The 26,092-nt window shown below is 62.9% G+C and carries 28 protein-coding genes; 9 read left to right on the forward strand and 19 right to left on the reverse strand.

Features of this window, described 5'->3' with window-relative positions; all coding sequences use genetic code 11:
• Positions 1-201: 201 nt before the first annotated feature.
• Positions 202-1,401, reverse strand: a complete 1,200-nt coding sequence (gene tyrS, locus HMPREF3014_RS16055; RefSeq protein WP_003113167.1) for a tyrosine--tRNA ligase — start codon at positions 1,399-1,401, stop codon at positions 202-204.
• 188 nt (positions 1,402-1,589) lie between these two features.
• Between tyrS and HMPREF3014_RS16060 the strand changes: the two genes are divergently transcribed.
• Positions 1,590-3,029 (forward strand): peptidoglycan DD-metalloendopeptidase family protein, encoded by a 1,440-nt coding sequence (locus HMPREF3014_RS16060; RefSeq protein WP_023086934.1) that lies wholly within the window; start codon positions 1,590-1,592, stop codon positions 3,027-3,029.
• A 2-nt stretch (positions 3,030-3,031) separates the two neighbouring features.
• Positions 3,032-4,123 carry an anhydro-N-acetylmuramic acid kinase gene (locus HMPREF3014_RS16065; protein WP_023086933.1) on the forward strand — a complete coding sequence of 364 codons (1,092 nt, stop codon included), beginning with the start codon at positions 3,032-3,034 and terminating at the stop codon, positions 4,121-4,123.
• A 53-nt stretch (positions 4,124-4,176) separates the two neighbouring features.
• Here the strand turns inward: HMPREF3014_RS16065 and erpA are convergent, their stop codons facing one another.
• The 4 genes from erpA to argC form a co-directional block, all read right to left on the reverse strand.
• Positions 4,177-4,527 carry an iron-sulfur cluster insertion protein ErpA gene (gene erpA, locus HMPREF3014_RS16070; RefSeq protein WP_003085254.1) on the reverse strand — a complete coding sequence of 117 codons (351 nt, stop codon included), beginning with the start codon at positions 4,525-4,527 and terminating at the stop codon, positions 4,177-4,179.
• Between the two features lie 77 nt (positions 4,528-4,604).
• The gene (locus tag HMPREF3014_RS16075) at positions 4,605-5,027 is read right to left on the reverse strand and encodes a bactofilin family protein (RefSeq protein WP_003120826.1); all 423 of its coding nucleotides are present in this window, start codon (positions 5,025-5,027) and stop codon (positions 4,605-4,607) included.
• Positions 5,028-5,747, reverse strand: coding sequence for a DUF6776 family protein (locus tag HMPREF3014_RS16080; protein WP_003085249.1), 720 nt, complete (start codon positions 5,745-5,747; stop codon positions 5,028-5,030).
• Entirely contained in the window at positions 5,747-6,781 is a 1,035-nt protein-coding gene (gene argC / locus HMPREF3014_RS16085) for an N-acetyl-gamma-glutamyl-phosphate reductase (RefSeq protein WP_003113169.1), read from the reverse strand. The genes HMPREF3014_RS16080 and argC overlap by 1 nt, the downstream gene beginning before the upstream one ends.
• Positions 6,782-7,071: 290 nt before the next feature.
• Here argC and hemJ point away from each other — a divergent pair, with 290 nt between their 5' ends.
• The 4 genes from hemJ to HMPREF3014_RS16105 all read left to right on the forward strand — a co-directional run bounded on the left by hemJ (position 7,072) and on the right by HMPREF3014_RS16105 (position 10,538).
• Positions 7,072-7,494, forward strand: a complete 423-nt coding sequence (hemJ, locus tag HMPREF3014_RS16090; protein ID WP_003113170.1) for a protoporphyrinogen oxidase HemJ — start codon at positions 7,072-7,074, stop codon at positions 7,492-7,494.
• A 16-nt stretch (positions 7,495-7,510) separates the two neighbouring features.
• Complete coding sequence (locus tag HMPREF3014_RS16095; protein ID WP_003117983.1) at positions 7,511-8,479, forward strand: NAD(P)H-dependent flavin oxidoreductase; 969 nt, start codon at positions 7,511-7,513, stop codon at positions 8,477-8,479.
• 121 nt (positions 8,480-8,600) lie between these two features.
• A complete protein-coding gene (locus HMPREF3014_RS16100) occupies positions 8,601-9,677 on the forward strand; it encodes a DUF805 domain-containing protein (RefSeq protein ID WP_017148739.1) in 1,077 nt (358 codons plus the stop codon).
• A 60-nt stretch (positions 9,678-9,737) separates the two neighbouring features.
• The gene (locus HMPREF3014_RS16105; RefSeq protein ID WP_003113172.1) at positions 9,738-10,538 is read left to right on the forward strand and encodes an SDR family NAD(P)-dependent oxidoreductase; all 801 of its coding nucleotides are present in this window, start codon (positions 9,738-9,740) and stop codon (positions 10,536-10,538) included.
• A 39-nt stretch (positions 10,539-10,577) separates the two neighbouring features.
• On the opposite strand, the gene HMPREF3014_RS16110 is transcribed toward HMPREF3014_RS16105, so the two are convergent.
• On the reverse strand, positions 10,578-12,059 hold the full coding sequence (locus HMPREF3014_RS16110) for an AAA family ATPase (RefSeq protein ID WP_003117981.1): 1,482 nt from the start codon (positions 12,057-12,059) through the stop codon (positions 10,578-10,580).
• A 78-nt stretch (positions 12,060-12,137) separates the two neighbouring features.
• Here HMPREF3014_RS16110 and HMPREF3014_RS16115 point away from each other — a divergent pair, with 78 nt between their 5' ends.
• Both HMPREF3014_RS16115 and coq7 read left to right on the forward strand, forming a co-directional pair.
• Entirely contained in the window at positions 12,138-12,476 is a 339-nt protein-coding gene (locus HMPREF3014_RS16115) for a histidine triad nucleotide-binding protein (protein ID WP_003085225.1), read from the forward strand.
• A 99-nt stretch (positions 12,477-12,575) separates the two neighbouring features.
• Positions 12,576-13,223, forward strand: coding sequence for a 2-polyprenyl-3-methyl-6-methoxy-1,4-benzoquinone monooxygenase (gene coq7, locus HMPREF3014_RS16120; RefSeq protein WP_003085224.1), 648 nt, complete (start codon positions 12,576-12,578; stop codon positions 13,221-13,223).
• Between the two features lie 54 nt (positions 13,224-13,277).
• Here coq7 and speD read toward each other — a convergent pair whose 3' ends face one another.
• Together speD and HMPREF3014_RS16130 are read right to left on the reverse strand one after the other, a co-directional pair.
• Positions 13,278-14,072 carry an adenosylmethionine decarboxylase gene (speD, locus tag HMPREF3014_RS16125; RefSeq protein WP_003101641.1) on the reverse strand — a complete coding sequence of 265 codons (795 nt, stop codon included), beginning with the start codon at positions 14,070-14,072 and terminating at the stop codon, positions 13,278-13,280.
• A gap of 319 nt (positions 14,073-14,391) precedes the next feature.
• Entirely contained in the window at positions 14,392-14,814 is a 423-nt protein-coding gene (locus HMPREF3014_RS16130; protein WP_003085219.1) for an OsmC family protein, read from the reverse strand.
• Positions 14,815-15,085: 271 nt separating this feature from the next.
• On the opposite strand from HMPREF3014_RS16130, the gene crp reads away from it, so the two are divergent.
• Positions 15,086-15,730 carry a cAMP-activated global transcriptional regulator CRP gene (crp, locus tag HMPREF3014_RS16135; RefSeq protein WP_003085214.1) on the forward strand — a complete coding sequence of 215 codons (645 nt, stop codon included), beginning with the start codon at positions 15,086-15,088 and terminating at the stop codon, positions 15,728-15,730.
• A 61-nt stretch (positions 15,731-15,791) separates the two neighbouring features.
• On the opposite strand, the gene trpC is transcribed toward crp, so the two are convergent.
• The 11 genes from trpC to HMPREF3014_RS16190 all read right to left on the reverse strand — a co-directional run.
• Positions 15,792-16,628, reverse strand: coding sequence for an indole-3-glycerol phosphate synthase TrpC (gene trpC / locus HMPREF3014_RS16140; protein WP_023086932.1), 837 nt, complete (start codon positions 16,626-16,628; stop codon positions 15,792-15,794).
• Positions 16,625-17,674, reverse strand: coding sequence for an anthranilate phosphoribosyltransferase (gene trpD, locus HMPREF3014_RS16145; protein ID WP_003085203.1), 1,050 nt, complete (start codon positions 17,672-17,674; stop codon positions 16,625-16,627). The genes trpC and trpD overlap by 4 nt, the downstream gene beginning before the upstream one ends.
• 1 nt (position 17,675) lies before the next feature.
• Entirely contained in the window at positions 17,676-18,281 is a 606-nt protein-coding gene (locus HMPREF3014_RS16150; RefSeq protein ID WP_003101640.1) for an aminodeoxychorismate/anthranilate synthase component II, read from the reverse strand.
• Between the two features lie 418 nt (positions 18,282-18,699).
• Positions 18,700-18,930, reverse strand: a complete 231-nt coding sequence (locus HMPREF3014_RS16155) for a hypothetical protein (protein WP_003118930.1) — start codon at positions 18,928-18,930, stop codon at positions 18,700-18,702.
• On the reverse strand, positions 18,927-19,229 hold the full coding sequence (locus tag HMPREF3014_RS16160; RefSeq protein WP_003113177.1) for a hypothetical protein: 303 nt from the start codon (positions 19,227-19,229) through the stop codon (positions 18,927-18,929). The genes HMPREF3014_RS16155 and HMPREF3014_RS16160 overlap by 4 nt, the downstream gene beginning before the upstream one ends.
• Positions 19,229-20,281 carry a pyocin knob domain-containing protein gene (locus HMPREF3014_RS16165; protein WP_009315200.1) on the reverse strand — a complete coding sequence of 351 codons (1,053 nt, stop codon included), beginning with the start codon at positions 20,279-20,281 and terminating at the stop codon, positions 19,229-19,231. The genes HMPREF3014_RS16160 and HMPREF3014_RS16165 overlap by 1 nt, the downstream gene beginning before the upstream one ends.
• Before the next feature lie 95 nt (positions 20,282-20,376).
• The gene (locus HMPREF3014_RS16170) at positions 20,377-20,607 is read right to left on the reverse strand and encodes a hypothetical protein (protein ID WP_003118928.1); all 231 of its coding nucleotides are present in this window, start codon (positions 20,605-20,607) and stop codon (positions 20,377-20,379) included.
• Complete coding sequence (locus HMPREF3014_RS16175; protein WP_023085656.1) at positions 20,588-20,923, reverse strand: hypothetical protein; 336 nt, start codon at positions 20,921-20,923, stop codon at positions 20,588-20,590. Before HMPREF3014_RS16175 ends, HMPREF3014_RS16170 begins: the two co-directional genes overlap by 20 nt.
• Positions 20,923-22,014, reverse strand: coding sequence for a pyocin knob domain-containing protein (locus HMPREF3014_RS16180; protein ID WP_003115342.1), 1,092 nt, complete (start codon positions 22,012-22,014; stop codon positions 20,923-20,925). The genes HMPREF3014_RS16175 and HMPREF3014_RS16180 overlap by 1 nt, the downstream gene beginning before the upstream one ends.
• 23 nt (positions 22,015-22,037) lie before the next feature.
• Positions 22,038-22,826, reverse strand: coding sequence for a hypothetical protein (locus HMPREF3014_RS16185; protein WP_003118927.1), 789 nt, complete (start codon positions 22,824-22,826; stop codon positions 22,038-22,040).
• 235 nt (positions 22,827-23,061) lie between these two features.
• Positions 23,062-26,092: TipJ family phage tail tip protein (locus HMPREF3014_RS16190; RefSeq protein WP_070753841.1), on the reverse strand; the 3,031-nt coding region annotated here is incomplete at its 5' end.

The following is a 26,092-nucleotide window of genomic DNA, read 5'->3' on the forward strand; positions in this document are numbered from 1 at the left end:
CTGTCAAGCACCTCGATGAAGCTTCGTTTCGAGCCCCTTTCGGGACCGAACCGCTGCGACGAACAACCTGCCGGAGCGCTTCACCACTCCCGGGAGAGAATCCGTAAATACTTGATTTTCAAGCATTTACTCTTCGCCGTCGCCGGGAGTGGTGCGCATTATAGGGAGATAGAAACTGGCGTCAACACTTATTTGAAAGAATTATTCAGCCTTCAGCGTGATGCGCGCGAAAGCCTTCTTCCCTGCCTGGAACACACGGGTCTCACCCAGCGCCAGCATGAAGGTGCGGTCGACGACCTGCCCATCCACCTTGACGCTGCCGGCACCCAGGAGATCGCGAGCCGCAGCCGCATTCTTCACCAACCCCGCCTTATTAAGGACAGAGGCAACGGGCATATCCTCGGGGGACGACAGCTCGATCTCCGGCAGGTCTTCCGGCAGCTCGCCCTCCTTCAGGCGATTGCCGGCCGACTTGTGTGCGCTCGCCGCCGCCTCCTCGCCATGGAAGCGGGCGACGATCTCCTCGGCCAGCTTGATCTTGATGTCACGCGGGTTGGCGCCCGCCTCGACGTCCTTGCGGAAGCTATCGATCTCATCCAGGGAACGGAAGCTGAGCAGTTCGAAGTAACGCCACATCAGCGTGTCAGGAATGGAGACCAGCTTGCTGTACATGACACCCGGCGCTTCCTGGATACCAATATAGTTGCCCAGCGACTTGGACATCTTCTTCACGCCATCCAGCCCTTCCAGCAACGGCATGGTCAGGATCACCTGGGCCTCCTGGCCATAGGCACGCTGCAGCTCGCGCCCCATCAGCAGGTTGAACTTCTGGTCGGTGCCACCCAACTCGACGTCCGCCTTCAGCGCGACGGAGTCATAGCCCTGGACCAGCGGATAGAGGAACTCATGGATAGCGATGGGCTGATTGCTGGCATAGCGCTTGCTAAAGTCATCACGCTCCAGCATCCGCGCAACGGTGTACTGAGAGGCAAGACGAATGAAGTCAGCCGGGGTCAGTTGGTCCATCCAGGTGGAATTGAAGGCTACTTCGGTCTTGGCCGGGTCGAGGATCTTGAAGACCTGGGACTTGTACGTCTCCGCATTCTCCAGAACCTGCTCGCGCGTCAGGGGAGGACGGGTAACACTTTTCCCACTGGGGTCACCAATCATCCCAGTGAAGTCGCCGATGAGGAAGATCACCTGATGCCCCAGGTCCTGGAACTGGCGCAGCTTATTAATAAGCACGGTATGGCCAAGATGCAGATCGGGAGCGGTCGGGTCGAAGCCGGCCTTGATCCGCAAGGGCTGGCCACGCTTCAGCTTGGCCACCAGTTCCGCCTCTACCAGGATCTCGTCTGCACCGCGCTGGATCAGCGCCAGCTGCTCTTCAACCGACTTCATTTACAGGTTCTGCCCAATTGCCAAGATCGAAAGGGAACCAACCATACAAGATCGCAGACTAAAAACAAATTTTGCCGACCGTCAGGGGGACGGAGCCAGGCCAGACGCGACTTTTGGCTTGATTCAAGGAGATTTTGGTTATATTTTAGGCAGTTATTTATTCACAATCCAAAAACACCAATCACGCCATGACGCAATCCGATCAGAAAGCGCCGCCGTATTACCCGAAAAGCCACTTGTTGGCCGCCAGCGGTGTTGCAGCGCTCCTCAGTTTGGCACTACTGGTGTTCCCCTCGAGCGAAGTCGAGGCCAAGAGGACCACGCTCAATCTGGAGCTTGAAAGCAACACCGATCGCCTCCTTCAGGAGAAAGACGACCTCCTGCTGCAATCGGTCACCAATTCCAGCGACGAAGGCACGCCTTTCGCTCAGGTAGAAGGCGCCTCCGACGACAACACCGCCGAGCAAGACTCGGACAAACCGGGCACATCTGTAGCCGATGCCGACACCAAGCCCGTCGATCCCGAGTGGAAGACCATCACCGTCGCCAGTGGCGATACGCTGTCGACCGTATTCACCAAGGCAGGCCTTTCCACCTCGGCCATGCACGACATGCTGACCAGCAGCAAGGATGCCAAGCGCTTCACCCATCTGAAGGTCGGCCAGGAGGTCAAGCTCAAGCTCGACCCCAAAGGAGAGCTGCAGGCGCTGCGAGTCAAGCAGAGCGAACTCGAGACCATCGGCCTGGACAAGACCGACAAGGGCTACTCCTTCAAACGCGAGAAGGCCCAGATCGACCTGCATACCGCCTATGCCCATGGCCGCATCACCAGCTCGCTGTTCGTTGCCGGTCGTAACGCCGGCCTGCCCTATAACCTGGTCACGTCGCTGTCGAACATCTTCGGCTACGACATCGACTTCGCCCTCGATCTGCGTGAGGGCGACGAGTTCGACGTGATCTACGAACAGCACAAGGTCAACGGCAAGCAAGTGGCGACCGGCAATATCCTCGCCGCCCGCTTCGTCAACCGCGGCAAGACCTACACCGCCGTGCGTTACACCAACAAGCAGGGCAATACCAGCTACTACCGCGCCGACGGCTCCAGCATGCGCAAGGCATTCATCCGTACGCCGGTGGATTTCGCCCGCATCAGCTCGCGCTTCTCCCTGGGCCGCCGCCACCCGATCCTGAACAAGATCCGCGCGCACAAGGGCGTCGACTACGCTGCTCCCATCGGCACACCGATCAAGGCCACCGGAGACGGCAAGATCCTCGAAGCCGGACGCAAGGGGGGCTACGGCAACGCCGTGGTGATCCAGCACGGCCAGCGCTATCGGACCATCTACGGACACATGAGCCGCTTCGCCAAGGGTATCCGCGCCGGTACCAGCGTGAAGCAGGGCCAGATCATCGGTTACGTGGGCATGACGGGCCTGGCCACCGGCCCGCACCTGCACTACGAGTTCCAGATCAATGGCCGTCACGTCGATCCGCTGAGTGCCAAGCTGCCCATGGCGGACCCGCTCGGTGGCGCAGATCGCAAGCGCTTCATGGCGCAGACCCAGCCGATGATCGCGCGCATGGATCAGGAGAAGAAAACCCTCCTGGCCCTGAACAAGCAGCGCTGATCGTGCCGCGCTACCTGGGGTTGATGTCCGGAACCAGCCTGGACGGCATGGACATCGTCCTGATCGAGCAAGGTGATCGCACCACCTTGCTCGCTTCCCATTACCTACCCATGCCGGCCGGGCTGCGCGAAGACATCCTCGCCCTGTGCGTCCCCGGTCCCGATGAAATCGCCCGCGCCGCCGAAGTCGAGCAACGCTGGGTCGCCCTTGCAGCACAGGGCGTGCGCGAACTGCTGCTCCAGCAGCAGATGAGCCCCGACGGAGTCCGTGCCATCGGCAGTCACGGTCAAACCATCCGGCATGAACCCGCTCGCCACTTCACGGTGCAGATCGGCAACCCCGCCCTGCTGGCGGAGCTGACCGGCATCGATGTCGTCGCCGACTTCCGCCGCCGCGACGTCGCAGCCGGCGGCCAGGGCGCCCCGCTGGTACCGGCCTTCCATCAGGCGCTGTTTGGCGATGGTGACGCCTCCAGGGCGGTCCTGAACATCGGTGGCTTCAGCAACGTTTCGCTGCTCAGTCCCGGAAAGCCGGTACGCGGCTTCGACTGCGGCCCGGGCAACGTGCTGATGGACGCCTGGATTCATCACCAGCGCGGCGAACATTTCGACCGGGACGGTGCGTGGGCCGCCAGCGGCCAGGTGAACCACGCACTGCTGGCAAGCCTGCTGGCGGATGAATTCTTCGCCGCGCGTGGCCCCAAGAGTACCGGGCGCGAGCGCTTCAACCTGCCCTGGCTGCAGGAGCACCTGGCTCGTCACCCTGCCTTGCCGGCAGCGGATATCCAGGCAACCCTGCTGGAGCTGAGCGCGCGCAGCATCAGCGAATCGCTGCTGGACGCCCAGCCGGACTGCGAAGAGGTGCTGGTATGCGGCGGCGGCGCCTTCAATACGGCGCTGATGAAGCGCCTGGCCCTGCTGATGCCCGAAGCTCGGGTCGCCAGTACCGACGAATACGGCATTCCCCCTGCCTGGATGGAGGGCATGGCATTCGCCTGGCTAGCCCATCGGTTTCTCGAGCGCCTGCCCGGCAACTGCCCTGATGTGACCGGTGCGCTCGGTCCCAGGACTCTGGGCGCGCTGTATCCCGCCTGAAACGAAAACGCCGCGCATATAAGCGCGGCGTTTTCGTAGCGGCCCCATCGACGTCAGATCGAGAACGACTGTCCGCAACCGCAAGTCGTGGCGGCGTTCGGGTTCTTGATGACGAACCTCGAACCTTCCAGGCCTTCCTGGTAGTCGACTTCCGAGCCCGCCAGGTACTGGAAGCTCATCGGGTCCACCACCAGGCCCACGCCATCGCGCTCGATCACGGTATCGTCATCGGCGATATCTTCGTCGAAGGTGAAGCCATACTGGAAGCCCGAGCAACCGCCGCCGGTGACGAATACACGCAGTTTCAGGCGAGGATTGCCCTCTTCGTCAATCAACGTCTTCACCTTGTTGGCTGCGCCTGGGGTAAAGAGCAGGGGCGTAGGGGTGAAGGTCTCGATGCTCATGTTTCCGAATCTCCCGGCTTGAGGCCGTGCGTTACAACATTACGCCCATTATCCTCTTGTCCCAGAAAAATGGTCAACTAATCCACAGTTTCCACGCTGGCAGGCAGTTCCAGCGGGCGCGGACTGGCCTCGGTCATCGGGCACAGGCGGCCCTCGATCTGGGCCCCCATGGCGGTTTCGATCAGCCCATAGTGAAGATTGCCCTTCACCCGGGCCTGGGCCCCCAGCTCCAGGCGTTCGATGGCATGGATGTCGCCATCCACCTGACCGTCGATGATCACATGGGGGGCCCGGATTTCGCCGTCGACACGACCGCCGGCGCTGACCCGCACCAGCCCTTCGTGCGCCTGCAACGCTCCGCGGACGGTGCCGTCGATCTGCACCGCGCCCTTGAGGTTCATGTCACCGACCAGTTCGGCGCCGCTGGCGATCAGGCTGGTCTGCCCGGTGAAACGCTGGACGTCGGCCCGGCCTTTGTTCTTGCTCCACATAATGCTCACTCACTGCTTCGGCCAATCGAAACGGCGCTGTAGCGGTTTGGACTGGCCATTCAGCTCCGCACGTACGTCGATCAGCTTCGGGATGAAGTTCTTCGGCAGCTCCAGCTCGGCGAAACGCCCCCCTTCTGGAATCGACTGGAAATGCCGGAGGGAAATCGACAGCCCTGTCTTGCCCAGTTCCGGCGAGAGCTGTTCGAGGTCGTAGGTAGCGTCCTTGCGCGCCAGCTTGCCGCTGATGCGGACTTTCAGCCGCCCATCCAGCTTGCGGTCGTCCCTGCCCAGGCGGCTGAGCATCACCTTATAGCGGAAGCGCTGCGGGTCGTCCGTGCCCTGCACCTCAAAGGCACGGATTTCCAGCGCATCCGCCTTGCTGGCCGGCGCGACGACCCCCTTGTAGAACGCGATGTCCTGTTGCTGCTTGAACACCTGGTCCTCAAGCAGCTTGATGGTCTGCCGGCTCTGTTCGGTGGCCTGCTGGCTGAGACGTTCTCCGCTGCGCAACACCTCGATTTCGGTACGCAGGCGCTCCAGCTCGGCCTTCTGCTCGCCGATCAGGGTTTCCTGGCGTTGCGCATCGGCCTCGCTGCGAGCGGCGTCCGCCCCGGTCGACCAGCGACCGCCGAGAAACGCCAGCGGAACCGCCAGCAGCAGCGCACCCACCCCGAGGCGGACCAGCCAGGCCCGCCGTGGATCACGGAACTGGAGTTCCCAGCCGGACATCAGGGGAGCAGGGCCGCATGCGAGAGGCCCAGGCGCTCGTCCAGCCCGAACAGGATGTTCATGTTCTGGAGCGCCTGGCCCGAGGCGCCCTTGACCAGGTTGTCGATCACCGACAGCACCACCACCAGGTCGCCGCCCTGGGGGCGATGCACGGCGATTCGGCAGACATTGGCGCCACGCACGCTACGGGTCTCCGGATGGCTGCCGGCCGGCATCACGTCGACGAAGGGTTCGTCGGCGTAGCGCTTCTCGAACAGCGCCTGGAGGTCGACCGAGCGATCCGCGACATGGGCATAGAGGGTTGCATGGATACCGCGGATCATTGGCGTCAGGTGCGGTACGAACGTCAGCCCGACGTCGCCGCCGGAGGCCCGACGCAGGCCCTGGCTGATTTCCGGAAGATGCCGATGCCCCTTGACCGCGTAGGCCATCATGCTTTCGCCCGCCTCGCAGAACAGCGAGCCAACCTTGGCACCCCGACCGGCGCCGCTGACCCCGGACTTGCAATCGGCGATCAGCCGCGAGGCGTCGGCCAGGCCGGCCTCCAGCAGCGGGATCAGGCCCAGCTGGGTCGCGGTCGGGTAGCAACCCGGCACGGCGATCAGGCGGGCTTGGCGGATCTTCTCGCGGTTCACTTCCGGCAGGCCGTAGACAGCCTCGTCGAGCAGCGCCGGAGCGCCATGCGGCTGTCCGTACCAGCGCGCCCACTCCTCGGCGTCCGCCAGGCGGAAGTCAGCGGACAGATCGATGACCCGGGTCCCAGCGTCCAGCAGTTCGCCAGCCAGCGCGTGCGCCACGCCGTGCGGCGTGGCGAAGAACACCACGTCGCAGGCGCCGAGGCGCTGCGCGTCCGGCACGCTGAACTGCAGGTCATCATAATGACCTCGCAGGTTCGGGTACATGTCGGCGACCTTCACCCCCGCCTCGGAACGTGAAGTGATCACTTCCACCCGGGCCTGCGGATGCTGCGCCAGCAGGCGCAGCAGTTCCACGCCCGTATAACCCGTACCGCCAACGATGCCGACCTTGATCATCTGTCCATCACTCCGCGCGCTGAGGCAAGCTAGCCAAAAGAGGCCAATGATAAGAGCCGAGCGCCGGCATGAACAGCGCTGGGCGTCCGGCTTTGCGACCGGTTCGGCCCTTCGGTCGGCAGTCTAGCCCCCGGGGTCGTCGGGCAGAAATTGCTGCGAGGCCCTATCCGAATGTTCCTACCTGTTATGCGGCCATATCTGCCGGCAAATCAGACAGCGGCAAGCCGCCAGGGTGACGCGTTCCAGCCATCCCTCTACTATCGGGGCACCGTGATCAAGAGGATGTCCTGATGTACATGTGGCTCAAAGCCTTCCATATCATCGCCGTGGTCTGCTGGTTCGCCGGCCTGTTCTACCTGCCGCGCCTGTTCGTCTACCACGCCATGAGCGAGGACCAGACCAGCCGGGAACGCTTCTGCGTCATGGAGCGCAAGCTCTACCGAGGGATCATGATGCCCTCGATGCTCGCCACCCTGGTCCTTGGCCTCTGGATGCTCTATCTCACCCCCGGCTGGCTGAGCCAAGGCTGGCTGCACGCCAAGCTGACCCTGGTGGTCCTGCTGATCGGCTACCACCACGCCTGCGGCGCCATGCTCAAGCGCTTCGCCCGCGGCGAGCCGGGGCGCAGCCATGTGTTCTACCGCTGGTTCAACGAAGTGCCTGTACTGTTCCTGCTGCTGATCGTCCTACTGGTGGTGCTCAAACCTTTCTGACCCAGGAGTCCTGTCCATGTCCTTGCCCGCCCTGCTCGACCAACGCCTGCGACTGCCGATGGTGGCCGCGCCAATGTTCCTGGTATCCAACCCGCAGTTGGTGCTGGCCTGCTGCCGCAGCGGCATCGTCGGCAGCTTCCCGGCGCTCAACCAGCGCGAGAGCAGCGGCTTCGAGGGTTGGCTGGAGGAAATCGGGGCCGGCCTGCAGGCGCTGGACAATCCCGCGCCCTATGCGGTGAACCTGATCGTCCACAACACCAATCCGCGGTTGCAGGCCGACCTGCGGATCTGCGTCGAGCACCGCGTACCGATCGTCATCACCAGCCTCGGCGCAGTGCGCGAAGTGGTAGACGCTGTGCATAGCTACGGCGGCCTGGTGTTCCACGACGTCACCACCCGCCGCCACGCCGAAAAAGCCGCCGAGGCCGGGGTCGACGGCCTGATCGCGGTGGCGGCCGGCGCGGGCGGCCACGCCGGGACCTGGAGCCCTTTCGCGCTGGTCGCGGAAATCCGCCAGTTCTTCGACAAGACCCTGCTGTTGGCCGGCTGCATCAACCACGGCCACGAGATTCTCGCCGCACAGATGCTCGGCGCCGACCTGGCCTATCTCGGCACTCGCTTCATCGCCACCCGCGAGAGCAATGCCTCCGACGCCTACAAGCAGATGATCCTGGAGGCACGCGCCGCCGACATCGTGCACACCCCGGCGGTGTCCGGCGTACCGGCCAGCTTCATGCGGCAAAGCCTGGAGGCCGCCGGCTACGATCTGAAGCGCCTGACCGACAAGGCAGACATGAACTACGGCGAGAAACTCAAGCCGGTGAACGACGAGGCCAAGGCCTGGAAGACCGTGTGGTCCGCCGGCCAGGGCGCGGGCAACATAGACGACTTGCCCGGCGTCGACGAGTTGGTCGCCCGCCTCGACCGGGAATATCGCGCCGCCCTGCGGAACATGGATCGCCTGGCCAACCGCTGGCCGCGCTGAAACCGCCGGGTCACGGCGCCCCGGCTTGTGCGGGAGTTCTCATCTCGCGCTTGTGGGCGCCAAGGCCGCCGATTAGGCTGTCGGCTGCATTTCTCTCACCCCAGCTGACAAGGATGCCTGCATGACCGACCAACGCTTCAAGATCGTCTTCTCCGGCGAGCTGATGCCCGACGCATCGCTCGAAACCGTGAAGGACAATCTCGCCCGCCTGTTCAAGAGCGAACCGGGCAAGATCGACGCCCTCTTCGGCGGTCGCCCGGTGGTGCTGAAACGCGAACTTCCAGAGGCCGAGGCGGAGCGTTACCTGACCGCCTTGCGCCAGGCCGGCGCCAATGCCTACAAGGAAGTCGACCTGGCGGCCAGCCTGAGCCTGGTGGAAACGCCCGATCACAACCCCCAGGTCGCGGAGGAAACCCCGGCGCAAGACCTGCCTCCCATGACCTGCCCGAAATGCGGCCATGAACAGCCCAGCGGAGCGGAATGTTCGGCTTGCGGCATCATCATCGAGAAGTACCTGGCACGCCAGGCGCAGCTCGGCGAAAACGCCGCGCCTGCGGCCTCCGCGGCCGCGGGCGCGTCTCCCTACACACCGCCCAGCGCCCAGGTCGGCGACACCCTCCCCGAGTTCGGCGAGCTGAACGTGTTCACCACCAACGGCCGGATCGGACGCCTGCGCTATCTCGGCTGGTCGATGGCGATGACGCTGTGCTTCCTGGTCATCATGGGCCTGGGCTTCCTGCTCGGCGAAACCGTCGGCGTGGCCGTCACCGCCCTGGCCTCGATCGCCTTCATCGTCATCGCCGTGATGATCGGCGTGCAGCGCCTGCATGACCTCGGCTGGTCGGGCTGGCTCTGGCTGCTCAACTTCGTCCCCTTCGTCGGCAGCGTGTTCGGCATCCTGATGCTGGTCCTGCCCGGCAGCACCGGCGCCAACCGCTACGGTCCGCCGCCGCCGGCGAACAGCACCGGGGTGAAAGTCCTGGCCAGTCTGATCATCCTGCTGCCGATAGTCGGTATCATCGCCGCCATCGCCCTGCCGTCCTACCAGGGTTACCTGGAGCGAGCGAACTATGACGGCGGCGCCAGCGCTCCAGCCGACCCGTACACAACCGACGAGCAGGCCGCCGCAGCGGCGGCCGAAGCCGATGAAGCCGCCACGGCGGCGGCAGAGGCCATGGAAGACGACGACCAACAGTAGCCACGCAACCCCTCGCGACGGGCGGGGTCCAATTCCCCGTCCGTTTCGGAGAAGTCTCGAATGCCCCGTTATGCCCTGATCACCGGCGCTTCCAGCGGTATCGGCCTGGCCCTAGCCGAAGCCCTGGCCCGGCGCGGTCGCGCCCTGATCCTGGTGGCGCGCCAGCGCGACGCGCTGGAGAGCATCGCCTATGAGCTGGCGCAGCGTTTCGGCGTGGAAGTGCTGTTCCGCACCTGCGATCTTTCCGAGCCGCTGCAACTGTCAGGGTTGTTGCACGAACTGGAACAGGGCGAACGACAGATCGACCTGCTGGTTAACAATGCCGGGATCGGTACCTCCGGCCCCTTCATCGACCAGGAATGGGCGCGGGAACAGGAGCTGATCGAACTCAACATCCTGGCCCTGGCCCGCCTTTGCCACTCCCTCGGCGCCCGCATGGCGGCACAGGGCGGGGGCCAGATACTCAATATCGCCTCGGTGGCCGCCTTCCAGCCCGGCGCCTGGATGAGCAACTACTACGCCAGCAAGGCCTACGTCCTGCACTTCTCGGAAGGCTTGCGGGAAGAACTGAAAGAGCGCGGCGTCAAGGTCTCGGTGCTGTGCCCTGGGCCAACCCGCACGGCATTCTTCCGGGAAGCCGGGATGCGGCTCGGCAGGCTCGACCGGAGCAAGCTGATGATGACCCCGGAGGAAGTCGCGCTGCTGGCCCTGCGCGGGCTGGACAAGAACCGCGCCCTGATCGTCCCCGGTTGGCGCAATCGCCTGCTGGCGCTGAGCCCACGCCTGGCGCCACGCTGGCTGGTGCGCCGACTCGCCGCGCGGATCAACGCCTCGGCGGTACCCTCCGCCCCACGGGGTTGACCGGCCTCTCCTCGCAGGGCGGCAAGGTTCGCCGTTGGCTCAGTCTGCCGGTACCGCCCGCCCCTTGGCCCAGGTCCGCAGCGCGGCGAGCTTTTCCGCCATCAGCACCGACAGCGGCGAGGTTCGCGCCAGTTCCCTGAGCAACAGATCCTGATCCACCGCCTGCTGTCGCGCCTGCCCGGCGTACAGTGCCGCCACCACCGCCTGCTCGATCTCCGCCCCGCTGAAACCCTCGCTGGCAGCCGCCAGCAGATGGAGGTCGAACTGTGCCGGCTCCAGCTCGCGGCGTTGCAGGTGGATGCGGAAGATCTCGGCGCGAACCTCCGGCGTCGGCAGGTCGACGAAGAACAATTCGTCGAAGCGTCCCTTGCGGATCAGTTCGGGCGGCAGGCGGTCGATAGCGTTCGCGGTGGCGACCATGAAGACCGGCGCCTCGCGCTCGGCCATCCAGGTCAGCAGGGTACCCAGCACGCGCTGACTGACGCCGTTGTCCTGGTCGCCACCAGAAATGCCCTTCTCCACTTCATCCATCCACAGCACGCAGGGCGCCATCTGTTCGGCCAGGCGCAGCGCCTCGCGCAGGTTGCGCTCGGTTTCGCCGAAGTACTTGTTGTAGAGACAGGCGAAATCCAGACGCAGCAACGGCAAGCCCCAGAGGCCGGCCACCGCCTTGGCCGCCAGGCTCTTGCCGGCGCCCTGTACGCCGACCAGCATCATGCCCTTCGGCTGGTCGCCAGGCGTGCCGGCGAGGAACGCCGACTGACGCTCGCCGAGCCAGCGCTTGAGCGCGGCAAGCCCGCCGACCTCGGCGAAGCGCGCGGTGTCGTACTCGAAGCTCAGCACGCCCTCTAGGTCGAGTAGCTGGAACTTGGTGCGGTTCAGCTCGGGCAGGTCCTCCTGGGTGATCGCCCCATCGTTGCAGATCACGTTGCGCGCCAGCAGCCGCGCCTCGGCATGGCTGAGCCCACGCAGGTTCTTCACCACCTGCTGCAGGGTGCGGTTGTCGGTGCGCACGCGGGCACCACGGTTGCGCTCGCTCCAGCGCGTCGCTTCCTCGCGGACGATGCCGAGCAGTTCGTCCTCACTGGGCAGGGACAGCGAGAACCGCGCGGCGAAGCGCTGCACTTCGGCCGGCAGCTTCAGCGCATGGGACACCAGCACCACGGTCGGTCGATGATTGCCTTCGGCCATGGCGATTTCCTTGAGCAGGCGCACCAGGGTCGGGCTGTCGCCAAGGAAAGGATGCAGGTCGCAGAGCACGTAGAGATTCGCCTGCTGATCGTGCTTGATCAAGCGCAACGCCGCGACCGGGTCGCGGCTCTCCTCCCCGCCCAGCGGCTCGCCGCCGAAGCCCAGGCGCTGCACGCCCTCGGTCACCGACCAGGCATACAGGCCAAGGCCGCGCCTGACCGCCAGGCCGGTGAGGGTTTCCATCACCTTCGGCTCGTCCCAGGACTCGATCAGGATCAGCTTGACCCGGGAATCCAGGACCAGGCCGAGGTCGTGTATGTCGTTCTTCACTGCGGCTCCTTCACGCTTGGGCGGTCGCGACGGGCACCGCTACACTCGGGAAAGCACCCGAGGCCGGAGGAATCGCCCATGGACTGTCTGTTCTGCAAGATCGTGGCGGGGGAAGTTCCCGCGCGCAAGTTCTACGAAGACGAGGAAGTTGTCGCGTTTCACGATATCGGCCCGCAGGCGCCGGTGCACTTCCTGGTCATCCCGAAAAGGCACATTCCCACCCTCGAGCACCTGACCGAGGCAGACCGGCCGCTGGCAGGCCATATCCTCTTCACCGCCCAGCGCCTGGCCCGGGAGCAGGGCTGCGAGGAAGGCTTCCGTGTGGTGATGAACTGCAACGACCTTGGCGGGCAGACCGTGCACCACATCCACATGCACGTGCTGGGTCAACGCCAGATGCACTGGCCGCCGGGCTGAGTCCCTGCTGGCGCTGCGACATCGCAGCCCGTCCGCAACATCCTGCTATCAGCGCACTTCCGGTAAACTGGTGCGATCTTTCGTTTCCGGAGGTGCGCCATGTCCGCCGACCGCCACTATTCGCCCATCGACCGTTTCCTGCTGCAGGCCGACTCCGCCCTGCGCACCCTGCTGCCGTTCAGCGGCCAGCCGGCGCGACCGTCGCCGGCCATCGTGGAACCCGATGGCGAACTGAGCGAGGAAGACACCCGCCATATCGCCGGCCTGATGCGCATCAACCACACCGGCGAGGTCTGCGCCCAGGCGCTGTACCAGGGCCAGTCGCTGACCGCCAAGCTGCCCGAGGTCCGCGAGGCGATGGAGGAAGCCGCCGAGGAGGAGATCGACCACCTGGCCTGGTGCGAGCAACGCATCCGCCAGTTGGGCAGCCGTCCCAGCGTGCTCAATCCGATCTTCTACGGCCTGTCCTTCGGCGTCGGTGCCGCCGCCGGGCTGGTCAGCGACCGGGTCAGCCTGGGCTTCGTCGCCGCCACCGAAGACCAGGTGTGCAAGCATCTGGACGAACACCTGGCGCAGATTCCCCAGGAGGATCGGAAATCCCGTGCCATCCTCGAGCAGATGCGTATCGACGAGGAACAGCATTCGAGCAACGCCCTGGCCGCCGGCGGCCTGCGCTTCCCGGCACCGGTGAAGCTGGGCATGAGCCTGCTGGCGAAGGTGATGACCAAGAGCACCTACCGCATCTGAATCGCACGCATGAAAAAGCCCGCTCGAAGCGGGCTTTTTCTTTCTCGTGTGCGATCAGCGCGGCATGTTGCGCGCGTAGAAGATCTCCAGCATTTCGTGCTTGAGCCGTTCCGTGACCTGCTCGCGCTGTTCCGCCGAGAGCGTCCGGGTAGCGTCGCCGAACAGGTAGTTCTCCAGTTCGAAGTCCTTGAGCAGCATCTTGGTGTGGAACAGGTTCTCCTGGTACACGTTCACGTCGGTCATCTGGTAGGCCTCGCGCGTGTCGTCGGAGAGATAGTTCTGGATCGAGTTGATCTCGTGGTCGATGAAATGCTTGCGCCCCTCGATGTCGCGGGTGAAGCCGCGGACCCGATAGTCGACCGTGACGATGTCCGAGTCGAACTGGTGGATCAGGTAGTTCAGGGCCTTCAGCGGGGAGATCACTCCGCAGGTGGAAACGTCGATGTCCACGCGGAAGGTCGCGATGCCGTCCACCGGATGGATTTCCGGGTAGGTATGCACGGTGATGTGGCTCTTGTCCAGGTGCGCCAGGATGGTGTCCGGCAGCGGGCCCGGGGACTCTTCGATCTGGCTGTCGGTCGGAGTGACCGGCTGCTCGGAGATCAGGATGGTCACGCTGGCGCCCTGGGGGTCGTAGTCCTGACGCGCGATGTTCAGGATATTGGCGCCGATGATGTCGACAACATCGGTAAGAATCTGCGTCAGACGCTCCGCGTCATACTCTTCGTCGATGTACTGCACGTAGGCCTGGAGGTCTTCGGGCGTCTCGGCGTAGCAGATGTCGTAGATGTTGAAGCTCAAGGTCTTCGTCAGGTTGTTGAACCCGTGGAGCTTGAGTTTGCTTTTCACCGTGGGGAACTCTCTCGGTTGCTTGCGGCTCTGCCGCAGGGTTGGGGCATGCCCGTCAGATGCGAACGACGCACCTGCGTAGGACGGTTAACACCTCTTCGCGATGGCGATTGTGGTTTGTTGAGTTGCACGGGCGCCGGCTGGCGCCATTGGTCACCCGACCGGGATGGCTCGGGAAACGTCTATCAGAGCGGAAGAATCTTCCGAACTGAACGGCCGCCCGACGGAATCGCGCGGCACGAAAAAAGGGGCGCATTATGCAGAGCCAATCAAGCCTCCGCCAGAGTTTGCGCCCCTTTTATGATGACCGGATGTCGTCTCAGCCGAGTTCGACGATCTCGTAGTCGTGGGTGATCTCCACCCCGCCGCGACCGAGCATGATCGATGCCGAGCAGTATTTCTCCGCCGACAGCTCCACCGCGCGCTTGACCTGGGCCTCCTTGAGACCGCGGCCCTTGACCACGAAGTGCACGTGGATCTTCGTGAACACCTTGGGCTCCTCGTCGGCCCTTTCGGCCTCGAGGAAGGCTTCGCAGCTCTCCACCGGCTGGCGCGCCTTCTTCAGGATGCTGACCACATCGAAGTTGGTGCAGCCGCCGAGGCCGATCAGGACCATCTCCATAGGGCGCACCCCGAGGTTGCGTCCGCCATGGTCCGGCGGACCGTCCATGACCACCACGTGGCCGCTACCGGACTCGCCAAGGAACATCGCCTCGCCCGCCCACTGGATACGCGCTTTCATCGTTCAGACTCCCGCCGGCAAAGGGCGCCAGCTTAGCACAGGGCCCAAGGACAGTACGGGATCACAGTCCTGATAGCTGCGTCGCAAAATCACATCGACCTTCATGGTCCGTCTGTTAAGCTGGACGCGGTTTACTGGCACACTTCCTGATCTGCCCGGTTGGGGGGAGCTCTCCGCTGAGCTCCCGGGCCCTGGCAGGTCTCTCCATAAGAACTCAAAAAAACATCGCCTTGTACGTCAGGCATATTCTTTATTCTTTCGGGACTCGGGCATGGTAGCTATTACCCACACACCCAAACTCAAACACCTAGACAAGCTGCTCGCACACTGTCACCGCCGCCGCTACACCGCAAAGAGCACCATCATCTATGCCGGCGATCGCTGCGAAACGCTGTTCTTCATCATCAAGGGTTCGGTCACCATCCTCATCGAGGACGACGACGGCCGCGAAATGATCATCGGCTACCTCAACAGCGGTGATTTCTTCGGCGAGCTGGGATTGTTCGAAAAGGAAGGCAGCGAACAGGAACGCAGCGCCTGGGTTCGTGCCAAGGTGGAATGCGAAGTCGCCGAGATCAGCTATGCGAAGTTCCGCGAACTGTCGCAGCAGGACTCGGAGATCCTCTACACCCTCGGCAGCCAGATGGCCGACCGCCTGCGCAAGACCACCCGCAAGGTGGGCGACCTGGCCTTCCTCGACGTCACCGGACGCGTCGCCCGCACCTTGCTGGACCTGTGCCAGCAACCGGACGCCATGACCCACCCGGACGGCATGCAGATCAAGATCACCCGCCAGGAGATCGGCCGGATCGTCGGCTGCTCGCGGGAAATGGTCGGACGCGTGCTGAAGAGCCTGGAGGAGCAGGGCCTGGTGCATGTGAAAGGAAAGACCATGGTGGTCTTCGGCACCCGCTGAACAGCACCCATGAAAAAGGCCGGTCGCAACCGGCCTTTTTCATGGGGTTCGACAGCGCGGATCAGTCAGGATCGGCGCCCAGCACCACACCGCCACGCTCCTGGAAGAACAGGCGCTTCAGCTCGAGGCCAGGATCGTCGGCCCGCATGAACGCCTCGCCAACCAGGAAGGCGTAGACCTCGCTGACTTCCATCAGCTCCACGTCGGCCCGGTTGAGAATACCGCTCTCGGTGACCACCAGGCGGTCGTGGGGAATTTCCGGCAACAGGTCGAGGGTGGTTTCCAGGCTCACCTCGAAGGTGTGCAGGTTGCGGTTGTTGATGCCCACCAACGGCGTGTCCAGGGTCTTCAGTGCACGTTCCAGCTCGGTGCCGTCATGCACTTCGACCAGTACGTCGAGACCGACCGACTTGGCAGTCGCCGCCAGTTCGGCCATCAGCACGTCGTCCAGCGCCGAGACGATCAGCAGGATGCAGTCGGCACCGATCGCCCGCGCCTCGACGATCTGGTACGGATCGATCATGAAGTCCTTGCGGATCACCGGCAGCGCACAGGCGGCCCGCGCTTCCTTCAGATAGGCATCGGCGCCCTGGAAGAAGTCCACGTCGGTGAGCACCGACAGGCACGCCGCGCCACCCGCCTCGTAGCTGCGGGCGATCTCCGCCGGGACGAAGTGTTCGCGCAGCACGCCCTTGCTCGGCGATGCCTTCTTGATCTCGGCGATCACTGCCGGCTCCTTGCGCTTGGCCCGCTCCAGCAGGGCATTGGCGAAGCCGCGCGGCGCATCGGCGCTACGCGCCAGCCGCTCGACCTCGGTCAGGTTGACGCGCGCACGGCGCTCGGCGACCTCCTCGGCCTTGCGGGCGAGGATCTTCTGCAGAACCGTCGGCACACTCACTGTGCGTTCTCCTCTCTGTAAACGGCGGTGAAGGCCACCAGTTCGTCCATCTTCTCCCGTGCCAGCCCGGTGTGCAGGGCATCGTGGGCCAGTTGAATGCCCTCGTGCAGGCTGGTCGCCAGATCGGCAGCGTACAGTGCCGGGCCGGCATTCATCACGATCAGCTCGGCGGCCTTCTGCCCAGCCTCGGTCTTGCGCCGCCCCAAAGCGTCGCGGATCAGTTCCAGCGAGGCCTGCGGACTGTCGACCTCCAGCCCCATCAGGGTCTGGCTCTTGATCCCGAAGTCCTCGGGACGCACTTCGTACTCGCGTACCTCGCCGTCCTTCAACTCGGCAATGTGGGTCGCCGCGGCCAGACTGAACTCATCCAGCCCGTCGCGCGAATGCACCACCAGCACATGCTCGCTGCCGAGACGCTTGAGCACTTCAGCCAGCGGCTTGCACAGTTCCTGAGTGAACACCCCGACCACCTGGTGCCTGACTCCCGCCGGGTTGGTCAGTGGGCCAAGCATGTTGAACAGAGTCCGCAAGCCCAGCTCGCGGCGCGGACCGGCGGCGTACTTCATCGCCTTGTGGTGGACCTGGGCGAACATGAACCCGACGCCGACGGTGTCGATGCAACGCGCCACCTGTTCGGAGGTCAGCTCCAGGTAGATGCCGGCGGCTTCCAGCAAGTCGGCGCTGCCGCTCTTGCCGGAGACCGCGCGGTTACCGTGTTTGGCGACCTTGCCGCCAGCGGCGGCGACCACGAAGGACGCCGCCGAGGATACGTTGAAGATGTTCGCGCCATCGCCGCCGGTGCCGACCACGTCGACCACATGCTTCAGCGTAGGCAACTGCACGCCGTCGGCCAGTTCGCGCATCACCGCCACCGCGCCGACGATCTCGTCGATGGTTTCGCTCTTCATCCGCATGCCCATCAGGAAGGCGCCGATCTGCGCGTCGGTGCACTGCCCGGTCATGATCTGGCGCATGACCGCCTGCATTTCCTCGGTGGTCAGGTCGAGCTGGTTGACGATGCGATTGAGGGCTCCCTTGATATCCATCTCAGTTGCCCTCCCCACGCACGCCGCCCTGCTGGCGGAGGAAGTTGGCCAGCAACTCGTGGCCCTGCTCGGTGAGGATGGACTCGGGATGGAACTGCACGCCCTCGACATTCAGGGTCTTGTGGCGTACGCCCATGATCTCGTCGAGCGATCCGTCGGCATGTTGGGTCCAGGCGGTGATCTCCAGGCACTCCGGCAGGCTCTCTCGCTTCACCACCAGCGAGTGGTAGCGCGTCACCGTCAGGGGATTGGCCAGGCCGGCGAACACGCCGAGGTCCTTGTGGTGGATCGGGCTGGTCTTGCCATGCATCACCTGCCGCGCCCGCACCACTTCGCCGCCGAAGGCCTGGCCGATGCTCTGGTGGCCAAGACAGACACCGAGCAATGGCAGCTTGCCGGCGAAGCGCTCGATCACGGCCAGCGAGACGCCGGCCTCGTTGGGGGTGCAGGGACCGGGGGAAAGGACGATGCGCTCGGGCGCCAGGGCCTCGATCTGTTCCACGCTCAGTTCGTCGTTGCGCACCACCTTGACCTCGGCCTTGAGCTCGCCGAAGTACTGCACTAGGTTGTAGGTGAAGGAGTCGTAGTTATCGATCATCAGCAGCATGCTGGCTGTAACCTCTTGATTTCATTCTTATGCGAATCGCATCACCCGGCTTTCGCCACACCCGGTTCCCGGCGCGCTCGCGGAGGAAGGGGGAGTGGATCGTCGGCATTATGCCTGTGGAAAACGGGGGACGCAGGGAGACGTGACCGGCCAGGCCGGCGAAAAAGAAGTCAGGCGCGCCAGCGCCAACGGGCGAATGCCTTGATGAGGGAGGTGATGATGCTGCTGAGGTGGATCACGATAGCGGTCTCACGGAGCCATGTTGGGGAACATAGCCCAGTGGGGAGGATGGGTGCAACAGCGGGATGTCGGAAGAAAGAGGCTTAAGAAGCGGAAATTGTTTACCAAGCAGAGGCCCGACAGTAGCGATCTAAAATGGCGAAGCCTACACGAGGCAGGCTTGCGTCCATCAGCTAGGTCAGATGCGCGGGAGCGGATATCTGGCCTTGATCTCTTCGACCTTGGCAAGCCAGGCGGCGTAATCCGTCTCCACACCTGCACGGATCGAATCGAACTCCACTTCCGTTTTGATCGGATCGCTTTCCAAACGGTAGGCCTCGGCACGTCTGGCCAACACAGCATCATATTCTTGCTGAACCCGCTCTCTGGAAACCTGATCCGGTGTTTTCATCATTTTCCAATCGATCACTTGGGCAACTCCACGGTTCCGTCTTCAACGATATGGATGGGGACAGGGAATTTGGCAGCTTCGCTGTAGCTCCCCCGGATGGGAAACACCAATGTCAGGCATATCTCTCCGCCTGCCCTGGTAACCCTCCCGGAAAAAGGCCCCTCATGGATGGCAGAGGCTGGCAGATATCCCCCCTCCGGTAACTGCGAGAAGTCGTACATGACACCCGAGACGGCTATCGAATCTCCGGAAACCATGACATCCATATCAGTCGAGTCCTCGGGCAGGACTACAACCGGACTGAGTTCGATACGCATCAGTACCACCTCCCCACAGCCATCACCGTAATGGTGTCGTTAGCCCCCAGTGCCTGCGCCGTCGCGAAAGAAACAGAGCTGCTACCGTTGAGATAGGCTCCACGAACCCCCTGCCCTGCAGTGGCAGGCCATCCGCTGGAGGGAATCCAATTGCAGGTCACCCCGGTATTGAAGCCCGTAACGAAGGCAGCTGGTAGCTGTATCACGTTAGCTCCAAACGAAAGGCCCGGTTCGGATCTTGCCGCTGCCATCTGGGTACCATCCGCAAAGCGAACGTACCAGCCGTTGGAAGTTGTCCCGCTCTCCATCACAGCCCCGGTGGGCTTACCCGTAACAAGTCGCCTCGTTACGGTCCCCACGATATTGTCTGTCGTATAAAACCTGACCCATTCCTTCCAGGTTCCATTGGTACAGCTCCTGTACCAAACCTCTGGGAGGTTGGTATTTCTCACGAAGAACAGCTGATAGCGGGTACTGGCGTCGAATACCATCGACAGAGCGACATGGCCGTTCACACCGCTGATATTGTTGTTTCCGAGAGGCACGTTGTAAGTATTGGGGGTTATCGAGAACCATCCGCTTTCGTTCACCGTGTCCATATCCAGGGCCATGGGGGCTTGGGTCTTGGAAACACCTCCCAAAAACCCCAATGCATTGCCTACGGTAGAGGCTCCATTGATAGCACGGCCAACTTCGGTGATCCCCATGTCAGCCTGCGCCTGCGAACCGGTAGACGCTATCGCCCAAGGCTTCACTGCCGCCAGGAGGGAACCCCATTGATTGCTGAGGTCACGGAACTGATCCGCCAGTGTCTTCGAGTACCCCTGCACCGGGGTGATCGAATATGCCTGCCCGTTGGCGGTAGCTCCTTGATATGCGGGCTTGATGGTCAACACGGTGGCGCTGGTGACGTTGCCGATCTCGTACCAACGGCCATCCGGCCCTCTGAAGGCATCGCCGGCGCGCGCATTGGCGCTGAAGGCGGTGCCGCTGCCGGTCACCGTGTCCGAATTGAGGACGACGGAAACCGTGCCTGTGGAATACCAAGGCATGACGTTCTCCAGATAATGAAAAACCCGCAGTCGGCGGGCTTGATAGGGTTAGTTCGGAACCACAGGGCTGACGCCCAGGCGAGCCTGGAGTTCGGCTATTCAGGCATCGGGTATCGTGACTTGATCTCTTCCACCTTGGCGATCCAGGCGCCATAGTCCGGCTCGACGCCGGCCTTGATCGCATCGAACTCGGCTTCGGTCTTGAGCGGATCGCTTTCTTCCCGATAGGCCAGAAGGCGCTTGGCCTGAGCACTGGCCAAGGCCTGATCGCGCACATCTGCCGCGGCCTTTGCAGGGCTGACGTACTTATCCCATTGGATGTTCATAGCTGAACGCTACCTCGACTTTTCCATCCTGGTCGACCGGAATTGACTCGACCTCCCTGGGAAACTGCATCATCACTTCAGAGGTCACCTGGTGGATGTAGTGCAGGTACAGGCGGTCGCCGTCCACGAAGCGAATATCAATGAATGGCGTACCATGGTATGCCTCCGGAGGCAGGTACCCGCCAGGCTGCATTCTTCCGAAATCGTATTCGACGCCATCCAGGATAAACACCGACCCTCGCACCTGGACATCGCTGAGACGTTCCCTGTCAGGCGTGATGCCCTGCTGCAACAAAGGTTTCAACAACAGCTTCATCAATTCCACCTCCCCATGGCGACATAGCTGGCGGCCATCCCGCTGGCCACGCTGGCGGTGTCATAGCCGTACCAGGAAAACAGCGTTTCGGTGACCGACATCGTCGAACCCCAGGGACGGGAAGCGTTGTTTCCTGCTGCTCTCATCGGGTTGACCATGACAGACGGAGGCCGGGAGAACGAGACCGGGAACCCCCACGAGTAAGCAACCGGAGTGATATAGAACGACAACGTACCAGCCGGCTGGTAGGCCATGGTGGCTCCCACATTGGTAGTGGTGTTGCCCCAGCAGATCTGGGTTCCGTCGGCGTAGCGTACATACTCGTTGAAACCGACAGTCCCGCCGCGCTGGATGATGGCGCCGGATGGATTGTTCGATGCATCGAAGCTCGCCAGTCCGACAAGGTTGAACTGGCTGTACTGCAACACCCAGCGCGACCAGTTACCCCCGGCCTTGATCCGCATGTACTGGCCAGTGGCGGAATTCAACTGGTACCACTGCTGGACGGCGAAGTCTGGGTTGCCGTGCTGCATATGCAAGACATAGCCCTGGGCATTGTTCACCGGCGAAGGCACCGCCGTGCCATGAGCGTATAGCCCCGAGACGGTCAGCGAATCGAGGTCCGCCGTATTCATCGCGTTGCCAGCCCAGCCCATCTGATTGGGCGCGACGCCCCCCAGGTAACTCAAGGCGTTGGCCGGCGTCGAAGCATTGTTCAGGGCCCGACCAACAGCCGAGATTCCCATGTCGGCCTGCGCCTGCTGGCCCGTCGAGGACACCGCCCAGGGTTTGATCCCTGCCAGGGTGGCCCCCCACTGGTTGTTGATGTCGCGGAATTGGTCTGCCAAGTTTTTTGAATAACCATGTATTGGGACAACCGCATAAACTTGGCCGCTAGCGGTCGCACCCTGATAATTGGGCTTGATAGAAATAACCGTTGCACTGGTCACATTGGTGATTTCGTACCACCGGCCGTCAGGGCCACGGAACGCATCGCCGGTTCGCACATTGGCGATAAAATCAGTAGCGTTTCCTAACACCGCTTCGGAATTCAGCGTGACGGAAACCGAACCTTTCGAATGCCAAGCCATAGCATTATCTCCCAAAAATCAACTCAAGCCTTTATTATCGGAATTGAAGGCATAGCATAATAAACAGCAGCTGGAATTCCAGGATAAGAACTTGGAAGCCCGGTATATGCATGCTGCATAAGCCTTGGCACTCCCTCCTCAGTGAAACCCCAGCGTATATAAATAATTGCATTAGCCGTACCACCAGATACCGCCACTCTGCCAAATTCCACGTCAAGCGCCATGCCTACTGCAATGTAGCTATCGGCAGGCTGACCCCATGTCGCTGGGCGATATATGTCTATGCGGCCAGCTCCTATAATCGGTTCCCCAGATACCCTAACCCAATCTTCTGGCGCCCCGCCCAGTTCCGCACTAAAAACCAAGGGAAGTCTTAGAGAATCGAAAACGACACTTCCCGCCGAGTTTCGAACACGAAGTCCATATCCTCTCAGCAAAGGCAATGCGTAGGCATAAACTCTAATTCTTACGGAGCCGGATGTATGTGTTCCATACCCTGAAAAACTCAGAGTGGCGCCTGTCCAGTTTCCCGGCCCACCTCGATACTGTACTGAGTCGAAGTAAAGAATTTTATTCTTCCAAGCTTGAACTGCTAGAACAGGAGGTGCAGCTGATGTGACCGCATATGGAAAATCCAGTGAGAACCACTGACTTGTCTCGACTTCAATATTTCTTTCCAACAGAAGAGAAAGGTTATGAAACTCTCCATCTATTACAGTCTGCCCCAAGCCATTCCTTACCAAGACCCCATACTCACTCATACCTTGGCCACCACATATAAGGTTCCAGAAGTATGGAATAGTGATGGCCACCAATCCTCGTAGCCCCATTGAACAACGCCATCACCCATTCGGGCCCAGACCGGACGCTTATTGTGCTCATCACCAATCACGTAGACGGAAGCATTGTTCGGGCCAAAGCCGGGCGTGGCAGCTTCTCCTTTCGAAACTGCATCAACCCGCCTGGAATATACAACCCGCAACGCCCTGTCAGTTATATCTACAGCGGCGGTCCCATTCTCTCGATAGATACGTAATCCATAGATACTCATGACTGTAAAAGCCCCATCTCAACTCTGACCTGGCCTGCACTGTCTCGTACTGTATAAGTACCCGCTTTATCCAGCCTCCATATCGGCATACCGTTATTGGACATTGCATTTGACTGAATGACATTTCCAATTTTCGCGTTATCTATCGCTCCGTCCTGAATCAGGGCGCTCTTGATAAACATCTGTCCATTAACAATGGAAACCGGCGCTACCGCCGTCCCGCTGGAGCTGTCGAACCAGATAAACCGATCCGCCTGAAACGCCATGGTCGACACACTTGTCCCACTGTCGAACCCCAGTTGCCATCCCGCCGCATACTTCTGCCCATTGGCATGCGCTTGGAGCTTCACGCTGTACATCGCCTTGACGTTGCCATCCAGCGAGGTGACCGCCTGGGAGGTGGTCTGGATCGCTGCGCTATTGGTGTCGGTGCTCGCCTGCACGGTGTCGATCCGCTGTGCGAGGACGCTGTCGGCGTTGGCGCGGGCGGTCTGTTCGCTCTGTAGGCTGGCGGCGGTGCCACCGATCGAGGCCGAGAGCTGGTCCAGACGTTGCGCGGTGGCCTGGCGATCGCTGGTCGCGACCCGTTCCACCGTGGCGATACGCCCTTCGGCATCGGCGGTGCGCGCCTCCAGTAGCGTCGTGCGAGTGGCCTGGGCCTCGTTTTCGGTGGCCCGTACGGTTTCCTCCTGGGCTGCCCGGGCAACGGTCTTCCAGCCGCGCAGGGCATCGGCCATGGCGCCATTGCCGTCATCCGCGTCGTCACGGGTCGCCGCCTGCAGTACGCCAAGGCGCGATGCCTGGGCGGTAAGGCTGCCGTCGAGTTCGCTGATTTCAGCGGTATGGCTCGCCACCTGCTGCGCCAGCCCGTTGGCGGTTTCCAGCGACTGGCCGATATCGGACCAGTAGGCCGCGTTCGGCGGCGCCGTCTTCGCCGGCACAGCCTTCAGTGCCTGGTACAACCGCTGCCCCTGTCGCACCATGTCGTTCTTCGCGTAGACCTTGGCCGGGTCGTACAGCAGAATGTCGGCGAGGTCGCCGACCTGCTTCTGCAAGCCCCCGATATCCACCTGCATCCGCTCGATATCGGAGAAAAATTGCTGGCCCAGCGCCGACTCGACGTACTCCTGGGTGATCAACTGGTTGTATTCGCTGGCGTCGCTGGAGCTGGTGCCGGTGACCCAGTTCGACCAGGCGCCGACGTTGCCGCTACGGTCGATCAAGCGACCGCGGAACGCCAGCCGTTCGCCGGCCGGTATCGGCGATACCAGGTGGGTATTGCCTGGGTAGGCGAACAGGCCCAGCGCCCGTGCGGTCTCCTCGCTGCCGCCGGGCGTGGCGGACTGCTGGATCTCGGTGTAGGCGGTGTCCGCCGCGCCGCTGGCCGGGAACCCCCACTCCAGGCCGATGCGCCAGGGGCCGGCCACGCAGCGCAGGTAGGCCAGCGCCGGCGGCGGCGTGGTCTTGCCCTCGAGAGCGGTTTCCTCACTGCTGGCGTAGACCGAACCGACCTCCATCACGTTCAAGGCGCGTACCCGCACCAGGTAGCGACCGGCATAGATGCCCGGCACGTCGAAACCGAGCGCCGAGGTTCGCGGCACCCGCACCCAGTTGCCCGAGTCCTTGCGCCATTCGGCCTCGTAGGCCACCGCGTTCGGCGCGGCATCCCAGGAGGCCGACAGGCTGGTCACCGCCAACCCCTGGTCGACCTTGGTGAAAGCCTTGATCCGCACGTTCTGCGGCGGCGCCTGCACGCCCGGCGGAATGCTGGTGACCGGCGGCAGCTCGATGCGCGCACCGTTGTCGATGGCGTCGAACTTGCTCGCGTTGTGTTGCAGCGCGGTGATCTCGAAAAGGTTGTCCTCCGGCCGGGTGATGCTCATGATGCGGAAGCGCTGGGTGGTCAGGCTGTTGCTCTGCAGCGCCCACTGCCCCTGGGGCCGAGGCGTCTCCGAATAGGCGGCGGTCACGCTCAGCACGCGGCCGACCACCGACTGGACGCTGCGCGCCTCGGCCTTGCCGTTCGGCAGGTTGACCAGCAGGCGATCGCCGGGTCGGGCCTCGACGTCGCGGTCGAGGGTCAGCGCGCGGCCATCCACCGCGCTCAGGCGTCCGCCGATCTGCTTGCCGGACTTGACCGGGTCGGCTACGGCGATGATCTTCCCCGGCGCCAGCCCACGGCCATCCATGCCGGTGCGGAAGGTCACCGCGTCCTGCTCCAGCTCCTCGGTCAGCAGCGCCCACTGGCCACGCCGCTGCGCCTCGCCCTCGGAGGTGCAACCGATCGCGGTGATCTCCAACTGGCTGATGCCGTAGCGGCGCTGCGCGCGGTCATTGTTCACCGCTACCGGTTGGCTCTGGTAACCGTTGCCCGGATTGTCGTAGTTGACCAGGGCCAGGGTGTGGCGATCGCGCTGGCGGCTGCTGCTGTAGTTGAAGTGGCTGCCGTCGTCGCCACGCACGGTGTTCGACGGTGAGAAGGTGTAGGCCTCGTCCTCCGGCATGTCGGATACCGCGACCATTTCCGCGCCGGACCAGTAGGACATGCCGCGGAAGATCGCTGCCAGGTCGCGCAGCACGGTCCAGGCTTCGGCGCGACTCTGCAGGTACAGGTTGCAGCTGAAGCGCGGCTCCTGGCCGCCCTTGCCGTCGGGCACCGACTGGTCGCAGTACTGGGCGATGCGGTACAGCGACCACTTGTCGACCATGCTCGCGTCGATCCGCCGACCGAGGCCGAAGCGCTTGTGCAACACGATGTCGTACCAGTGCCAGGCCGGGTTGCTGGTCCAGGCCGACTTGAACGAGCCGTCCCAGGTGCCGCTGTAGCTACGGGTCTGCGGATCGTAGTTGCTCGGCACCCGCACCCGCCGGCCGCGCGCTTCCACCGATATCTGCGGAATGCTCTGGAACTGGCTGGCATCGAACTCGACGAACAGCAGCGCGGTGTTCGGGTAGCGCAGCTTGGCGTCGATCACCTCGGTGATCGCCTCGACCCGCATGGTGTCGGCGATGCGGTTGTTGTTCTGG

The sequence above is a fragment of the Pseudomonas sp. HMSC065H01 genome (genome assembly GCF_001815235.1).
Taxonomy (GTDB): Bacteria; Pseudomonadota; Gammaproteobacteria; order Pseudomonadales; family Pseudomonadaceae; genus Pseudomonas; species Pseudomonas aeruginosa.

What these genes read in the sequence shown, in the direction of transcription:
- HMPREF3014_RS16105 (WP_003113172.1), top strand. Translation starts at nt 9,738, where the DNA reads ATGCCCCGTTATGCCCTGATCACCGGCGCTTCCAGCGGTATCGGCCTG.
- HMPREF3014_RS16095 (WP_003117983.1), top strand. Translation starts at nt 7,511, where the DNA reads ATGTCCTTGCCCGCCCTGCTCGACCAACGCCTGCGACTGCCGATGGTG.
- trpD (WP_003085203.1), bottom strand. Translation starts at nt 17,674, where the DNA reads ATGGATATCAAGGGAGCCCTCAATCGCATCGTCAACCAGCTCGACCTG.
- HMPREF3014_RS16180 (WP_003115342.1), bottom strand. Translation starts at nt 22,014, where the DNA reads ATGGCTTGGCATTCGAAAGGTTCGGTTTCCGTCACGCTGAATTCCGAA.
- crp (WP_003085214.1), top strand. Translation starts at nt 15,086, where the DNA reads ATGGTAGCTATTACCCACACACCCAAACTCAAACACCTAGACAAGCTG.
- HMPREF3014_RS16175 (WP_023085656.1), bottom strand. Translation starts at nt 20,923, where the DNA reads ATGAAGCTGTTGTTGAAACCTTTGTTGCAGCAGGGCATCACGCCTGAC.
- HMPREF3014_RS16160 (WP_003113177.1), bottom strand. Translation starts at nt 19,229, where the DNA reads ATGCGTATCGAACTCAGTCCGGTTGTAGTCCTGCCCGAGGACTCGACT.
- HMPREF3014_RS16060 (WP_023086934.1), top strand. Translation starts at nt 1,590, where the DNA reads ATGACGCAATCCGATCAGAAAGCGCCGCCGTATTACCCGAAAAGCCAC.
- hemJ (WP_003113170.1), top strand. Translation starts at nt 7,072, where the DNA reads ATGTACATGTGGCTCAAAGCCTTCCATATCATCGCCGTGGTCTGCTGG.
- HMPREF3014_RS16170 (WP_003118928.1), bottom strand. Translation starts at nt 20,607, where the DNA reads ATGAACATCCAATGGGATAAGTACGTCAGCCCTGCAAAGGCCGCGGCA.
- HMPREF3014_RS16115 (WP_003085225.1), top strand. Translation starts at nt 12,138, where the DNA reads ATGGACTGTCTGTTCTGCAAGATCGTGGCGGGGGAAGTTCCCGCGCGC.
- HMPREF3014_RS16150 (WP_003101640.1), bottom strand. Translation starts at nt 18,281, where the DNA reads ATGCTGCTGATGATCGATAACTACGACTCCTTCACCTACAACCTAGTG.
- HMPREF3014_RS16080 (WP_003085249.1), bottom strand. Translation starts at nt 5,747, where the DNA reads ATGTCCGGCTGGGAACTCCAGTTCCGTGATCCACGGCGGGCCTGGCTG.
- coq7 (WP_003085224.1), top strand. Translation starts at nt 12,576, where the DNA reads ATGTCCGCCGACCGCCACTATTCGCCCATCGACCGTTTCCTGCTGCAG.
- argC (WP_003113169.1), bottom strand. Translation starts at nt 6,781, where the DNA reads ATGATCAAGGTCGGCATCGTTGGCGGTACGGGTTATACGGGCGTGGAA.
- tyrS (WP_003113167.1), bottom strand. Translation starts at nt 1,401, where the DNA reads ATGAAGTCGGTTGAAGAGCAGCTGGCGCTGATCCAGCGCGGTGCAGAC.
- HMPREF3014_RS16100 (WP_017148739.1), top strand. Translation starts at nt 8,601, where the DNA reads ATGACCGACCAACGCTTCAAGATCGTCTTCTCCGGCGAGCTGATGCCC.
- HMPREF3014_RS16165 (WP_009315200.1), bottom strand. Translation starts at nt 20,281, where the DNA reads ATGCCTTGGTATTCCACAGGCACGGTTTCCGTCGTCCTCAATTCGGAC.
- HMPREF3014_RS16130 (WP_003085219.1), bottom strand. Translation starts at nt 14,814, where the DNA reads ATGAAAGCGCGTATCCAGTGGGCGGGCGAGGCGATGTTCCTTGGCGAG.
- erpA (WP_003085254.1), bottom strand. Translation starts at nt 4,527, where the DNA reads ATGAGCATCGAGACCTTCACCCCTACGCCCCTGCTCTTTACCCCAGGC.